General features: G+C 56.9%; 16 protein-coding genes and 1 pseudogene. 5 read left to right on the top strand and 12 right to left on the bottom strand.

All coding sequences use genetic code 11. The features are described 5' to 3' along the window. Window positions 1–30 precede the first annotated feature (30 nt). The 10 genes and pseudogenes from PY793_RS02640 to PY793_RS02600 all read right to left on the bottom strand — a co-directional run bounded on the left by PY793_RS02640 (window position 31) and on the right by PY793_RS02600 (window position 9,565). Window positions 31–1,095, bottom strand: coding sequence for a sulfate/molybdate ABC transporter ATP-binding protein (locus PY793_RS02640; protein ID WP_275176546.1), 1,065 nt, complete (start codon window positions 1,093–1,095; stop codon window positions 31–33). Then, complete coding sequence (locus tag PY793_RS02635) at window positions 1,092–1,895, bottom strand: sulfate ABC transporter permease (RefSeq protein WP_275176545.1); 804 nt, start codon at window positions 1,893–1,895, stop codon at window positions 1,092–1,094. Before PY793_RS02635 ends, PY793_RS02640 begins: the two co-directional genes overlap by 4 nt. Further along, complete coding sequence (cysT, locus tag PY793_RS02630; protein WP_275176544.1) at window positions 1,892–2,743, bottom strand: sulfate ABC transporter permease subunit CysT; 852 nt, start codon at window positions 2,741–2,743, stop codon at window positions 1,892–1,894. Before cysT ends, PY793_RS02635 begins: the two co-directional genes overlap by 4 nt. Window positions 2,744–2,864: 121 nt before the next feature. Next, window positions 2,865–4,745, bottom strand: coding sequence for an adenylyl-sulfate kinase (cysC, locus tag PY793_RS02625; protein ID WP_275176543.1), 1,881 nt, complete (start codon window positions 4,743–4,745; stop codon window positions 2,865–2,867). A 26-nt stretch (window positions 4,746–4,771) separates the two neighbouring features. Then, a complete protein-coding gene (gene cysD / locus PY793_RS02620; RefSeq protein WP_275176542.1) occupies window positions 4,772–5,566 on the bottom strand; it encodes a sulfate adenylyltransferase subunit CysD in 795 nt (264 codons plus the stop codon). Window positions 5,567–5,626: 60 nt separating this feature from the next. Continuing rightward, entirely contained in the window at window positions 5,627–6,325 is a 699-nt protein-coding gene (locus tag PY793_RS02615) for a phosphoadenylyl-sulfate reductase (protein WP_342803901.1), read from the bottom strand. Between the two features lie 483 nt (window positions 6,326–6,808). Next, a complete protein-coding gene (locus tag PY793_RS14125) occupies window positions 6,809–7,144 on the bottom strand; it encodes an RNase A-like domain-containing protein (protein ID WP_342803907.1) in 336 nt (111 codons plus the stop codon). Between the two features lie 36 nt (window positions 7,145–7,180). Further along, window positions 7,181–7,519: pseudogene (locus PY793_RS14120) on the bottom strand (hypothetical protein); the annotation flags it as partial. A 54-nt stretch (window positions 7,520–7,573) separates the two neighbouring features. Beyond that, window positions 7,574–8,533, bottom strand: coding sequence for a threo-3-hydroxy-L-aspartate ammonia-lyase (locus PY793_RS02605; protein WP_275176540.1), 960 nt, complete (start codon window positions 8,531–8,533; stop codon window positions 7,574–7,576). Between the two features lie 147 nt (window positions 8,534–8,680). Then, complete coding sequence (locus PY793_RS02600) at window positions 8,681–9,565, bottom strand: LysR substrate-binding domain-containing protein (RefSeq protein ID WP_275176539.1); 885 nt, start codon at window positions 9,563–9,565, stop codon at window positions 8,681–8,683. A gap of 114 nt (window positions 9,566–9,679) precedes the next feature. Between PY793_RS02600 and PY793_RS02595 the strand changes: the two genes are divergently transcribed. Further along, a complete protein-coding gene (locus PY793_RS02595; protein ID WP_275176538.1) occupies window positions 9,680–10,744 on the top strand; it encodes a YeiH family protein in 1,065 nt (354 codons plus the stop codon). Window positions 10,745–10,770: 26 nt separating this feature from the next. On the opposite strand, the gene PY793_RS02590 is transcribed toward PY793_RS02595, so the two are convergent. Both PY793_RS02590 and PY793_RS02585 read right to left on the bottom strand, forming a co-directional pair. Continuing rightward, window positions 10,771–11,235 (bottom strand): nuclear transport factor 2 family protein, encoded by a 465-nt coding sequence (locus PY793_RS02590; protein WP_275176537.1) that lies wholly within the window; start codon window positions 11,233–11,235, stop codon window positions 10,771–10,773. A 16-nt stretch (window positions 11,236–11,251) separates the two neighbouring features. Next, window positions 11,252–11,527 (bottom strand): putative hemolysin, encoded by a 276-nt coding sequence (locus PY793_RS02585; protein ID WP_275176536.1) that lies wholly within the window; start codon window positions 11,525–11,527, stop codon window positions 11,252–11,254. A 186-nt stretch (window positions 11,528–11,713) separates the two neighbouring features. Between PY793_RS02585 and bioB the strand changes: the two genes are divergently transcribed. Genes bioB through PY793_RS02565 form a run of 4 tightly spaced genes read left to right on the top strand, consistent with a single transcriptional unit; the run spans window position 11,714 to window position 14,606 of the window. Continuing rightward, window positions 11,714–12,712 carry a biotin synthase BioB gene (gene bioB, locus PY793_RS02580; RefSeq protein ID WP_275176535.1) on the top strand — a complete coding sequence of 333 codons (999 nt, stop codon included), beginning with the start codon at window positions 11,714–11,716 and terminating at the stop codon, window positions 12,710–12,712. Window positions 12,713–12,722: 10 nt separating this feature from the next. Further along, window positions 12,723–13,361 carry a 7-carboxy-7-deazaguanine synthase gene (gene queE, locus PY793_RS02575; protein ID WP_275176534.1) on the top strand — a complete coding sequence of 213 codons (639 nt, stop codon included), beginning with the start codon at window positions 12,723–12,725 and terminating at the stop codon, window positions 13,359–13,361. A 2-nt stretch (window positions 13,362–13,363) separates the two neighbouring features. Further along, the gene (gene queC / locus PY793_RS02570; RefSeq protein WP_275176533.1) at window positions 13,364–14,092 is read left to right on the top strand and encodes a 7-cyano-7-deazaguanine synthase QueC; all 729 of its coding nucleotides are present in this window, start codon (window positions 13,364–13,366) and stop codon (window positions 14,090–14,092) included. Further along, window positions 14,085–14,606 (top strand): 6-pyruvoyl trahydropterin synthase family protein, encoded by a 522-nt coding sequence (locus PY793_RS02565; RefSeq protein WP_275176532.1) that lies wholly within the window; start codon window positions 14,085–14,087, stop codon window positions 14,604–14,606. Before queC ends, PY793_RS02565 begins: the two co-directional genes overlap by 8 nt. Window positions 14,607–14,664: the final 58 nt, after the last annotated feature.

Below are 14,664 nucleotides of genomic sequence, written 5' to 3'. Positions count from 1 at the left end.
TTCATCAACATATCACGCATCAGGTGCGTATCATACACACAAAAGTCCCTGACGGAACAGGCGGGAGCGGCTGATGTCCAGAGCTATACCCTGCACCTGAACATCGGCCTCATTCACCGGACGGTAAAATGGCACAACCCGCTCCCCAAGCTGGAGCGTATAATGCCTGTACCCATTCCGCGTGCCGCGGGGGACTGCGTAAAGGCTCAGTATATCCTGTTCGGATACGGGTTTTTGTATGCGCATTTCATATGGACGGATCATGGCGACTACAGGGCCATCCGTCACACCCTCGGGAACGACAAAAGGCTGAGCCAGTTCATCATCCGGTATCATGCGGCCATGCCGGACCTCCCCGGGGAAAGACACGGCTTCCCCCAGAAACTCCATAACAAATTCGGTCGCTGGCTGTTCGTCCAAGTCCATGGGCGAGGCATCCTGTACAATCCTGCCGGACTGCATGACCACAATACGATCCGCCACCTCAAGCGCTTCTTCCTGATCATGCGTGACCAGAATGGTGGTCAGGCCCAGCGTATCATGCAGTTCGCGCAGCCATGTCCGGATAGAACGGCGCACGATGGGGTCCAGCGCACCAAAAGGTTCGTCCAGCAGCAGAACCCGCGGCCCGGTTGCCAGCGCACGCGCAAGTGCCACACGCTGGCGCTGCCCGCCAGACAGTTTTGCCGGGTGTTTGCCCCCCATACCCTGCAATTGCATCAGCTCAAGCAGTTCTTCCACCCGCCGGGCAATCTGGGAGCGGGCAGGGCGCTCCGCACGGGGTTGCACATCCAGCCCGAAGGCAATGTTGCGCGCGACCGTCATATGCGGGAACAGGGCATAGTTCTGGAATACAAACCCCATGCGGCCCGCACGATCCTTTACACTGGTCATAGGCCTGTCATCGAGCAGTACGGAGCCGCTGTCGCAGTTGTCCAACCCGGCTATGGCACGCAGCAAAGTGGTTTTACCTGCCCCCGATGGTCCGACCAGAGCCACAAACGCACCATCCGGTACTTTGAGCGATACGTTATCCAGCAATGGCTGCCGCGCGCCCGGAGCCAGACGGACCAGATTGCAGACCTCAATACTCACGCCTTCTTCTCCTGCAATCTGGCAAGCCAGTCCGGCGCGGACCTGAGCAGGACCGCACTCATGGCCATAAGCGCCAGGAGAGCCGCCATGGTAAAGGCTGCTACAGACTGGTAGCCGTTATAAAGATTTTCAATATGAAGCGGCATGGTTTCCGTCTCGCCCGGGATATGGCCAGATACGACCGAAACCGCCCCGAATTCCCCCAGTGCCCTGGCAGTTGTCAGCAACACGCCAGAGAACAGTGCCCCCCGCACGCCCGGCAGGGTAACATGCCACAGAACCTGCCAGAACCCGGCTCCCGCCAGAACGGCGGCCTCCTCCGCATCGCGCCCCTGCACCTCCATGACCGGCATGACGGTACGCACGACATAAGGCAGCGTGACAAACAGCGTGGCCAGAATAATACCCGATACAGCAAAAACGATGTGAATATTCCACCGTTCCAGCAGCGGGCCAAACCAGCCCTGAGCACCAAACAGCAACAACCAGACAAGGCCCGAAACAACAGGCGAAATACTCAACGGCAGTTCCACCACAATTTGCAGGAACTGCCGACCCGGAAAGCGGAATTTAACCAGCACCCACGCCGCCAGAATACCAAAAAAGGTATTCAGTGTAACAGCCACCACACTCACCCGGAGCGTCAGCCAGATGGCAGCCTGTGCATCAGGGTCTGATAGAGTGAGCAGAGATGCTCCCACGCCATCCTTAAGTGCTTCGGTCAATACCAGTGCCGGAGGCGTTACAAGCATGACAAGAATGAACAACCAGCTTGCAGCCCATACAACATAACGGGTCATGCTGGTTCGCTCCACACGGCAAAGCGACGGCGTACACCAGCTATCAGTGCAAGCGAGAAGAGAGAAACGCATAACAGCACCAGAGCAATGGCGGTCGCGCCCGGATAATCAAATTCCTGCAACCTGACCACGATCAGCAGAGGCGCAATTTCGCTTTTGAACGGCTGGTTGCCCGCAATAAAAATAACGGACCCGTATTCCCCAATGCCACGGGCAAAAGCCAGACCAAACCCGGTTATGAGCGCGGGCAGAACGGGGGCGGCAATAACGCGCACAAAAATCTGCCATGGCCTCGCCCCCAGCAGATGTGCGGCTTCCTCCAGTTCATGCGGCAGATTACGCAGGACCGGCTCCACCGCCCGCACCACAAAGGGCAGCCCCACAAACATAAGCGCCAGTACAATCCCGGCCTTGTTGTAAGAAACACTGATACCAAAAACCGTCAGCAGAGACCCCAGCCATCCGCGCGGCCCATAGAGCGTTGCCAGCGTAATGCCCGAAACCGCCGTAGGCAGGGCCAGCGGGAGGTCAATCAACGCATCGGCCAGACGATGCCCCGGCAGGTTCCCTCGCGCCAGCGCCCAGGCCAGCAACAGCCCACACGGTATATTACATGCAGCCGCAACCCCCGCGCACGAAAAACTCGTCCACAACGCCGCCAGCATACGGCTGTCATGCAAGGCAGACAGCATGGAGCCAGTACCACCCTGCCACGGATAAACCAGCAGGGTAGAAAGAGGCAGAAGAATAAAAAAGCCTGTCCACGCCAGCGTAAGTGTAAGCGACAGCCTGTAGCCGGGCAGGGCGGAACCCCCTGCTTTTAAAAAAGCAAGACGTGACAGAGTCATGACTTGGCACTCATATATCTGCCTGCCCACCTTTTAAAAACAGTATCTTACAGGCGAACAACCTCGCCTGAAAAGTGGCTGCCGCGACCTTTATGCCACAGCAGCCATCCGTGCGATCATATCAGGATCGTACGCGGGCGCTGCCACCCGAACGCACACTACCATCCACGAAGGAAACAAGCTGAGAGACCGCTTTTTCCACGCTCCCATTGCCCGTTGCCACACGCAGTGCAGGAGCCTGTGGGGCTTCGTACGGAGCATCAATCCCCGTAAAGCCGCTAATTTTGCCCGCACGGGCTGCGGCATACAGGCCTTTGGGGTCACGCTGCTCGCAGGTGCCCAGATCGGCATCCACAAACACTTCCTCAAACCCTTCACCAATAATCTGGCGAGCCAGTTCGCGGTCCGAGCGCAGAGGAGAGATCAGGGCGACCAGCACCACCTGCCCGGAATCACGCAGGATACGTGCGACTTCTGCCGCACGACGCACGTTTTCGGTCCGTTCGGCTTCAGTAAAACCAAGATCCCTGCACAGCCCTGCGCGCAACGTATCACCATCCAGCACGCTGACATCCACACCAGCCGCAAACAACGCATTTTCTGCTGCCCGCGCCAATGTGCTTTTACCTGCGCCCGAGAGCCCGGTAAGCCAGAACACACTGCCTTTATGACCTTTAACCCGCTGGCGGTCCTGCGTGGTAACGGTACTGGCACTCGGGTGAATGGCTTTATCACCCACAGCAATTTCCGCCGGGCCGATAAGGGGAGCCCCCCCTACAATACGCTGCTGCAGGTCCACCAGAACACCACGCCCGTCCGGCGTGCCCGGTGCAAAGGCATCGAACTGAATATTCTCCGCCGCGGCAAGCGTAATTTCAGCAAATCCTTCGGGCGGCACTTCCGTGCCGGGGTACATGGTCAGGTCGTCCAGATTAACAACGGACTCAATACTGGTAACTGTCACCGCATGCTCTGCCGTGGCCAGACGCAGACGAAAGCTCTCGCCCACACGCAAAGGCTCCTGCCGCAGCCAGAACAGCCGGGTACGCACGCGTGATGCCTGCGTGGGAGGGGTATCCACATGGTGCAGCAGATCACCCCGATCTGGAATAACGTCAGGCTCCAGCGTGACTGCAACAGACTGCCCTGCCGAGGCACTCACATGCGGAGCCGTGTGCCAGCCTTCAATCGACGCAATGCGGGCAGGGGTTTTTTGCGTGCCAATAACCACCGTGTCGCCCACACGCACCCGGCCGCGCTCAATACGACCAGCCACGTAACGCTTATCACCAAAGCGATAAACATCCTGCACAGGCAGACGCAGAGCCAGCTCCGAACGGGAAGCAGGGGTAGGCACACGCGCCAGTGCTTCGGTCAGGGTTGGGCCTTTGTACCAGGGCATGCGGTCGGAGCGGCTGGCAATATTATCCCCATCCCGAGCGGAGGCAGGAACAAAATAGGCAGCTTCCAGTTCCAGCTTGCCCAGAAGCTCATTGACCGAAACCTCAACAGCTTCAATCTTGGCCTGATCGAACTCAAGCAGATCGACCTTGTTGAGCAGAACAATAACATGCCTGATCCCGATCAGGTGCAGGAGCATGGCGTGGCGCCGGGTCTGCTCACGCGCACCTTCCACCGCGTCCACCACCAGCACGGCGGCCTCTGCATCGGCGGCACCGGTAATCATGTTCCGCAGGAACTGGCGATGACCGGGGGCATCCACAATAACGTATTCGCGCGAACCCAGCTTGAAAGGGATGCGCGTGGAATCAACCGTAACGCCCTGATCACGTTCGATCTGCAAGGAATCGAGCAGGAAGCTCCATTCAATCTTGAGGCCACGTTTTTTGGAAGATTCAATAATCTGGGCAACCTTGCCGTCCTGCAGGTTATCCGTATCGTGCAAAAGACGCCCGATAAGCGTGGATTTGCCATGGTCAACATGCCCCACAATCACGATGGGGGTTGCGGCATCCTGAGAGGAAGAAATCGTATCACTCATTTTCGTTTTTTCCGATCCACGCTCTATCAGAGATAACCAGCCACACGCAGACGTTCAAAGGCATCTTCAGATTCATGATCCATGGCCCGGCCCGAACGTTCAGACGTTTTGGTTGTTTCCAGCTCTGCAATAACTTCCGCCAGTGTTGCAGCATTACTTTCCACAGGGGAGGTAATGTCCGCATCCCCCAAGGAACGGTAACGCTTCCCGTTTTTGGCAAAATACAGGTCAACCAGCGGGATGCCCTCGCGCTCGATGTAGCGCCAGATATCAATCTCGCGCCAGGACAGGAGCGGATGGACGCGGATATGCATGCCTTCCTCGTGCGGGGTGGCATACTGGTCCCAGAATTCGGGCGGCTGGTTGCGGATATCCCATTTGTGGCTTGCACCACGCGGGCTGAACACGCGTTCCTTGGCACGGGTACCCTGCTCATCACGGCGGATACCAGCGATCACACCCTGCAATTTATGCTTTTCGATCATCGCGGCAAGGCCTGCGGTCTTGCGGGCGGCAGAACGGGCAGCAGGAGGAAGGGAGGGGTCCATTTCCTCTACCGGCGGGCAATCACCCAACAGCAGGTCCAGGTTCCATTTTTTGGTATAGTCATCCCGGAACTGGTACATTTCGGGAAATTTTTTGCCCGTATCCACATGCATGACAGGGAAGGGGACGCGCCCGAGGAACGCCTTTTTGGCCAGCCAGACCATAACATTGGAGTCTTTCCCCAATGACCACAGCATGGCAAGCGGCTTGAGCTTGCGATAAGCCTCCCGCAGAATAAAAACGCTCTGAGCTTCCAGTTGATCAAGATGATCCATGTTCCACGACCCTGCAGTTTTAACGGGTAAGCCTGGTGTTCTAGAATGCGGCACGGCAGGTTAACCTGTGACGTGTATCCCACATTCGGTTTTGTTCAGGCCGGACCAGCGGCCTGAACGGGCATCTTCATGCCCACCCACCGGACGTGTGCATGGCGCACACCCGATGGATAAATATCCTTCTGCCACCAGCGGATGGGGTGGCAAGGCGCGGCGCTGCATTTCTGCGGCAATGTCCTGCGCGCTCCAAAAAGCCAGCGGATTGATGCGAATCTGACCATCGCCACGGTTTTCCACAATATCCATTGCTGCCCGTGTTGCAGCCTGCCCACGCTTGCGGCCTGTTACCAGTGCCTCATATGGCAAAGACGCAACATTCAGCGGTTCAACCTTGCGCAGGTTACAACAGGCATCGGGGTCAAACGCCCAGAGTTCTCCCGTTGGGTCACGGTCGCTGACCTGCCCGGAAGATGGGCCGATATCCTCAACATTGCTCAACCCCAATACATCGGCCAGCTCGCGCCGGTATGCGAGCGTCTGGGGGAAGTGCTTGCCGGTGTTGAGGAAAAGTACCTTCATGGTACGTTCAGCCTCTGCCACAAAGGCGAGTAGCAGGGCAGATTCCGCCCCAAAAGACGACATAACCGCCAACCAGTTACCCAGCAGGGCATGCGCCGTACGCAGCAGACGAACAGGGTTACCCTGCACGGCACGCAACTGCTCGATAACACCTGTATTGTCAGAAGACAAAATATCCACAACCCATCACAGTGAATAACAGAACCTCATATAACCACTCCTTTATAGATATATTCCGGAAAAAACAACATCTAAAAATAGACAATATGTTCCAATGCGGATCAATTTACACTATTTATGTCCGTTAAATAGCGCACTCCAAGACTTCCCGCATGCCGGGCACATCCCACCCGATGCGCCATCCGCCTGATACTACCCAGCAGGAGGGATGGGGCATTTGGTCGCGGCTCCTACCGCCAGACCACCAGAATGAGCGCACTCCAGAGCGGGTTTCATTCTCTATTTTAGTCAAAATGGGATCCGGGATGTCAAAAGCTGTGTTTTCAGACCACTCTGATGCATATCATTTGAACGCGACAGTCAAACGCCACGATATCCATTTACGCATCCATTTTTGTTGGCATAATATATCTTATGCAATTTTTGGCTGTGAGAACCAGATCAGGACGTGTCGTGGTTTAGCCGATTGTCCAGTCTTCTGAGTTAGTAGAACCTAACAGTATGGATATAATAAACCATCCCTCTGCATTCTTCTTTTACAATAGTAGCCTGTATGTATCGGGCGCGCTTGCGCGCCCGGTCTGAGGCGCTGATAACAAAAGCCCCTTCTGCTGAGACATACCTCCCGACCTCCAGCTTGGCTCCCATTCTTGCAGTCTTGAGCCAATCATCAATTTTATCGGCATTCTCCTGGAGCACCTCATAAATCGCATGCTCGGCTCCTTCTTCCAATACGAAGCACGAGACAGCGGGCCGCTTTTCCACGTCAAACCGATATGCGATGCGCTCATCAGTGAGAGCGACATGATTGGACAGCACATAACCACCCGCACCCAGATGCTGCAGTGGTGCCAGTTCAATCCGTTTTCCCGCCTCTACTTCGGGATCATTTTCAAAAGCATGCAGAACGGCGCACCAGAATGCCCACAAGGTTGGAAAACTACCCCAGTCAGACGGGTCTTCAACATCTGCAGTAGGGTCAATACCCAAAACAACCGAGCTGACCCGCTCCATGTCCTCATCGTTATAAGCCAGCAGAACCCTTAACTCGTTGACCGTCTGGATTTTGAACGCCAGATCCCGCGTGTACGGTTCATCATGAATAACGTCATAGAGCGTTTCACCAAAGGTGTCGGCATCTTCACCAAATGCACTCGCACCAAGGTTTGTCAGACGTGGAAACTTATCAAGAATATATTCCACAATTCAATTACCTCTTCACAGTCACAGGTCTTTGTCAGTCATGACTTAACTCACAAGCTGGGCAAATCTGGTTATATCGATGTTCCCACCAGATAAAAGCACACCCACGCGCTGCCCCTGCCATTGTGGGGCAGCAGCAAGGGCCGCAGCCGGGGCCAGGCAACCTGTGGGTTCAACTATAATTTTCATCCGCTCTGCCAGCAGACGCATTGTTGTGGCCAAGGCGGCATCGTCCACCGTGACAATATCGCGGACATATCGTTGCATGAGTGCGAATGTTATGTCGCCCACGCTGGTTGTCTGCGCACCATCTGCAATTGTGCGCGGTGCGGCAATTTTTACAATGTGCCCCGCAGCCATGGACTGCCGGGCATCATCCCCCGTTACGGGTTCCACCCCGATCACCGCGCAGTCCGGCGCAACCTCATGCGCGACAAGTGCGGAGCCCGAAACCAGACCACCGCCCCCAACAGGCACAAACAGCGCGTCCAGCGGTCCTGTTTCTTCCATAAGTTCGAGCGCAGCCGTGCCCTGCCCCGCAATAATGTCCGGATGATTGAAAGATGGCAGCAACGTCCCACCCCGTTCGGCTACAAGGCGTGCTGCAATCTCCTCCCGGTCCTGAGCATAGCGGTCATAGGTCACAACCTCTGCTCCGTACCCGCGTGTTGCGGCCAGCTTTACGGCAGGGGCATCCGCGGGCATGACAATCACCGAAGGCACTGCGGCCTCACGCGCGGCACAGGCGATAGCCTGTGCATGATTACCTGACGAAAACGCAATAATACCCTTCCGCCGCACATCCTCTGGCAAGGCCAGAATCGCGTTTGTGGCTCCCCTGAACTTGAAGGCCCCAACCCGCTGGAAATTCTCTGCTTTAAAGAACAGTTCAACACCACTCAGCGCATTCAAATAGCGTGACCTCAGAACAGGAGTGCGATGGACCTGCCCTTTTATTCTGGCCGAAGCCGCAACCACGTCACTGAAAGTCGGCAGAGCTGTCATCTTCAATTTTCCGGTTTTACCCACCGCAATGAGCATACGGGAGCAGTTGGAGAGCGGCGTTTACGTAGCACAAATACGCGCTCATCGTTATGTCCCCAAGCAGGTTTTTGCAGCAGATTCTGTTCCAAACCGCCTCATACGCGGTATTCACCCCGCTGCGCGCCGCTGTGCCATAAGGTCCAATAACGCATCCGCCGCCCGGCTCCGGTAGCGCTCCTTGTGCCGCAGGCCATAAAATGCACGGGGTTTTACATTCTGCGGCACGGCATAAACCGTGCCAGCCAGCAATGCGGGAGCAACCACCAGCGAGGAAAGTGCGCCTATCCCTGCCCCGGCCTCTATGGCTGTGCGCACAGCCTCATTCGAGGGCAGAACCAAGCTTATGGTCATATCCTGTGGTACAACCCCGAACTGCGCAAGATAGTTCTCCAGTGCTGCACGGGTGCCAGACCCCTCTTCACGCATGACCCACTGCGCCGCACAGAGCCAATCGCGACTGATCCTGTGTGGGAGCGCCGCATCGGCCTGAATAATTGTCAGGTGATCTTCCCCTATCGGCCACTGCGCCAGAGCGGGATCATCCACCAGACCTTCTACAATTCCGAGTTCCACATCCCCGTCCCGCACATGGGTTGCTGCATCCAGAGTGTTGCTGATTGCCAGATCGATCTCAATATCGGGGTAAAGCCGACGGAATGCGACCAGAATGGGTGGCAGCCAGTAAGCGGCAATGGTCTGGCTGGCGACAAGGCGTAGTTTGCCCCGTTTAAGCCCGCCTACCTCCTCCAGCACGGTCTGCGCCATAGTCGCGCGCGCCAGAACCGCACGGGCTTCCGGCACAAACAGGCGCCCGGCCTCTGTCAGCGCTATTCCACGCCCCACACGATGGAACAGTTTGACAGCATGCCGTTCCTCCAGCGCCGCAATAGCGGCGGATACGGCAGATTGTGTCACATGCAAAGCACGGCTGGCGGCCGTAACGTGCTCACGCTCGGCCACAGCCACAAAAATACGAAGTTGCTCCAGTGTCATACCGTATTACCTAGCATAACCAATTATTATTTTCGATTGAAATAACAAAAACTATGAGTTGGATTGATGGGTTAGGTTTTTCCTAAGGTCTGGTGGACTGAAGGAAAAAACACCATGACAGCACAACCCGACCCTGGCTGCATTCTCCCGCTTAAAACTGTCGGTTTTTTGCGCACGTCTCTGCCAGGTGTTCTGCTCTGCCTGCTGGTTTCGGGGCTGGCCATAGTCCTTGAACGAGCCGAAACGCACCTGCTGGGCAAAACCTGGCTGGAAAGCCTGAATCTGGCCCTCCTGCTCGGGGTTTTTATCAGAGCGGTCAGAACACCCGACCCCATATGGACTGGGGGGATCAGGCTATGCGCCAGAACCCTGTTAAACGTTGCCATTGTCTGTCTGGGGGCATCCTTCAGCCTCCATGCCGTTTTTTGCGCCGGGCCACTTCTGCTTGTGGGGGTTATGGGGATCGTCTCTTTCAGCATGGCTTTTACGGTGCTTTTTGGCCGTGCAACGGGGTTACCCACACATCAGCTTGTACTGGTCGCCTGTGGAAACGCCATTTGTGGAAACTCCGCCATCATGGCCGCGGCCCCGGCAATCGGGGCAAGGGAGGAGGATATAGGCACTACCATCGCCTTTACCGCAGCGGGCGGTCTTGTGGTGGTGCTGGGCCTGCCACTGCTGGCACCCGTCTTGCTGAACACCCCCAATGCACAGGGCGCTCTGGCAGGATTAACCGTTTACGCTGTGCCACAGGTTATTGCCGCTGCAGCCCCTTTTGGCCAGACGGCCCTCCATATCGGCACACTGGTCAAACTTATGCGCGTACTCATGCTGGGGCCGGTCTGCCTCACCCTTGCGGTCTTTTATGCAAAACAAAGCCAGAACCGGCAGGACACCAGACGTGGTGTCCCCCTGACCCGGCTGGTGCCTTGGTATATCATCGGCTTTGCCGCCATGATGACCGCCCGCTCACTCAACCTTATGCCAGATACAGCACTCGCCCCCCTGAGCAATACCGCAACCTGCCTGACCACCATGGCCATGGCGGCTCTGGGGCTGAGTGTGGAGTTACGCACGGTCCTGCATGCTGGCAGGCCGCTGGCCCTGAGCGTGCTTTTTTCCCTACTCGGGTTGATCGGCGCGAGCCTGATACTGGTCAGACTTCTGTTTGAAGCCTAACCAGAGCCCTTGTTCCACCAGACGGCTTACAGCCCCAGTTCGCTCAGGCCCGGATGCCCGTCCGGCCTGCGGCCCCGGGGCCAGAGGAACAGGCGGTCCGCGCTGGCAATGGCCAGATCGTTAATGGAAGCATGCCGGTTCCGCATCAGCCCGGCGGCATCAAACTCCCAGTTCTCATTGCCATAGGAGCGGAACCACTGCCCGGCCGCATTATGCCATTCATAGGCAAAACGCACGGCAATACGGTTGTCCCTGAACGCCCAGACCTCCTTGATCAGCCTGTAATCCAGTTCCTCCGCCCATTTACGGGTCAGAAAAGCAATAATTTCTGACCGCCCATGCACAAAGTCGGTCCGGTTACGCCATATGCTCTGCGGTGTGTAAGCCAGAGCCACTTTTTCCGGCTCCTGAGAGTTCCATGCATCTTCAGCCATACGGGCCTTGCATGTGGCACTTGTGGTATCAAATGGCGGGAAGGGAGGACGGGACATGTCCTTCAGGCCTCACTCAGCTACCCTGGCGCGGATTATCCTGACGGAACAGAGCCCATTCCTCCACCACACGGCCATCAGGCAGATGGCAGTACCCGACCTGCCCCTTGTCGGTCATTTCCATCTTCAGTTCACCGCCTTTTTTAACGCAGTAAACCGAGGCCGGATTGGGCATGCGCAAAAGCCCCACCCCGCGGCCAGAACGCTCCTGTGGGGAGTGTTCACAGGCACCCAGCGTACCCAACGCGCCCATTGCCAGTACCAGCCCTACAACCGAGTTCTTCTTTGTCATCTTGCTCACCTTGGTTTTGTATTCAAACTAGCTTGGCGTCACTATGGGAGCACTTTGCCCCTGTTGTGAAGATGGGGCGTGCAAACAGGTGCCTTTTGGCTCTCCGCTAAAAACTGGCTTTGACGGTACAAACACGATATGCTGCATTGCACTTCCCTCTAGCATATCTGGTTCGGTTGATATTCCATGCCTGATGGTTCGCCCTCTTTTTCCCGCCCTGCCACTCCAGCAATGGACATCCGCCACGACTGGAGCGTTGCCGAAGTGCAGGCGCTGCTTGACCTCCCGTTCCCGGAACTGATGTTTCAGGCACAAGCCATTCACCGTGCGGCGTTTGATCCGACCGAGATACAAATCTCCACCCTTCTATCCATCAAGACAGGTGGATGCCCCGAAGATTGCGCCTACTGCCCCCAGAGCGCACTGCATGAAGACGGCGTGAAAGCTGAAAAGCTTATGGCGATTGAAAACGTGCTGGCTGAAGCAAAAAAAGCCAAAGCCGCAGGGGCCAGCCGTTTTTGCATGGGCGCGGCATGGCGTACCCCCAAAGAGCGGGACATGGAAACAGTCTGCGCCATGATTGAGGGCGTTAAAGAACTGGGACTGGAAACCTGTGTAACGCTTGGAATGCTTGATGACACTCAGGCCCAGCGGCTCAAGCAGGCTGGTCTGGATTTTTACAACCATAATATCGACACCTCTCCTGAATATTATGGTCAGATCATCACTACCCGCACCTATCAGGAGCGGCTGGATACCCTTTCCAACGTGCGCGATGCAGGGATCAATGTCTGCTGTGGTGGTATTGTCGGCATGGGCGAAAGCGAGACTGACCGTGCAGGTCTGATCTCCGCACTCGCCAACATGCCTGCCCACCCAGAGAGCGTACCCATCAACCTGCTGGTCCGCGTGGAAGGCACCCCGCTTGCCAAGGCGGATGAAGTCCGGCCTCTGGATTTTGTGCGCATGATCGCGGCAGCCCGCATTACCATGCCCAAAAGCCGCGTACGCCTTGCCGCAGGGCGTGAGAACATGAATGATGAAACACAGACCCTGTGTTTTCTGGCCGGGGCCAACTCCATCTTCTATGGTGAACGGCTGCTGACCACCCCCAACCCACAGGCACAGCGTGACCGGGCCCTGCTGGACAGCTTGGGCATGCATACGATCGGGATCGGCCTGTAAGACTTTACCAATGGTTTACTCGGTCAAGGAAATTTTTCTTACCCTGCAAGGTGAAGGCGGGCAGGCAGGGCGCGTAGCCGTGTTCTGCCGCTTTACTGGCTGCAACCTGTGGTCCGGTCGGGAAGAAGACAGGGCACAGGCCGTTTGCCAGTTTTGCGATACGGATTTTGTTGGCACCAATGGTACCGGGGGTGGCCGCTTCCACAGCGCAACGGAACTGGCCGAGCGCATTGCCGGGTTCTGGCCTTCGTCAGCCTTCCAAAGTTGTCCTCTTGTGGTGTTTACGGGGGGAGAACCCCTGCTCCAGCTTGATGCGCCTCTTATTGCCGCCATGCACCACAAAGGTTTTCTGGTCGCGGTGGAAAGCAACGGCACCATACCTGCCCCGCAGGGGATTGACTGGCTGTGCATCAGCCCCAAAGCCGATGCACCACTTGCGCAAACCAGCGGGACCGAGCTCAAGCTGGTTTACCCCCAGCCCGGACTTGATCCGGCAGATATGGCGGGGCTGGACTTCGCACACTTCCTGCTCCAGCCCATGGATGGCCCAGAGCAGGCCGCCAATACGCAGGCCGCCATTGCCTACTGCCTGCAAAATCCCAAATGGGCGTTATCCCTGCAAACCCACAAGCTGACGGGAATACCCTGATCATGCCCCTGTCCTCCAAGGAACAGACCGAATCCGCCCTTGTGCTTTTTTCCGGCGGGCAGGACTCCGCAACCTGTCTGGCGTGGGCTCTGGCGCGCTTCAAACATGTGGAAACCGTGGGGTTTGATTACGGCCAGCGTCATGTCATTGAACTGGAATGTCGCCAGAGCATACGGGAAGGCCTTGCAGCTCTGAACCCGCAGTGGAAAGAGCGGCTGGGGCCGGACCATACGCTCCCCCTGCATGCCCTGAACGATATCTCCGATACGGCGCTCACACGCGATGCCGAAATTGCAATCACCCGGAACGGCCTGCCCAATACGTTTGTGCCAGGCCGAAATCTGATCTTCCTGACGTTTTCCGCAGCTCTCGCTGCCCGCAGGAGCATGCGCCACATTGTAACCGGTGTATGTGAAACCGATTATTCCGGCTACCCCGACTGTCGCGATGATACCATAAAGGCCCTGCAGGTCGCCCTTAATCTGGGCATGGACAGTCGTTACGTCCTGCACACCCCCCTGATGTGGCTGGACAAGGCCGAAACCTGGACGTTAGCAGACGAACTGGGGGGAAAACCTCTGGTGACACTCATCAACCATGAGAGCCATACGTGTTATATGGGGGATCGCACCGTGCGTCACGCATGGGGGTATGGCTGCGGCATCTGCCCCGCCTGCCAGCTCCGCCGCGCGGGGTGGGAAGCTTACACAGCAGAAGACCAACATGCCTGACCTTGTTTTTACACGCCGCTTTTCCATGGGACACCGCCTTATTCACGGCGCCAGCGAAAGCTGTGCCCTGCCACACGGACACAACGAATTCGTGACCGTAAGGCTTGAACCCACCAACCCCACACGGCTGGATGGTCGTGGGAACATGCCGGTCTCTTTTCAGAAAGCCAAACAGACCTGGCACCGCTTTGTGGACGAACGACTGGACCACGCGCTCCAGCTTGCCGGGGATGATCCTCTTTTGGCGTGGTTCAAAGCACATGAGCCTGCGCGGGCTACGCGTATTGTGGTTACCCCCGGCGACCCGACAACCGAGTTAATGGTCTGCCTGCTTATGGCCAAGATCAGCGCCTTCCTGCTGGCCGAAGGGGGCATTTTGCGCTGCTCTGAACTCAGCATTGAGGAAACCCCCACCAATACCGTCAGCTTTGCAGGCAACCCGGCAGACTTTATCCCCCACACCTCCTTGCAGCAGAACTGGTGGAACCGGGCAGATATGAGCATAGCCGACTAGAGCCCGGGCTTCTGGACCTGCCATCCCCCGTATAAACGGAATGCGGGGGATGGCCGCA

This window comes from Acetobacter fabarum (assembly GCF_029069195.1).
Lineage (GTDB): Bacteria > Pseudomonadota > Alphaproteobacteria > Acetobacterales > Acetobacteraceae > Acetobacter > Acetobacter fabarum_A.
This window is presented reverse-complemented; position numbering and strand designations above follow the sequence as displayed.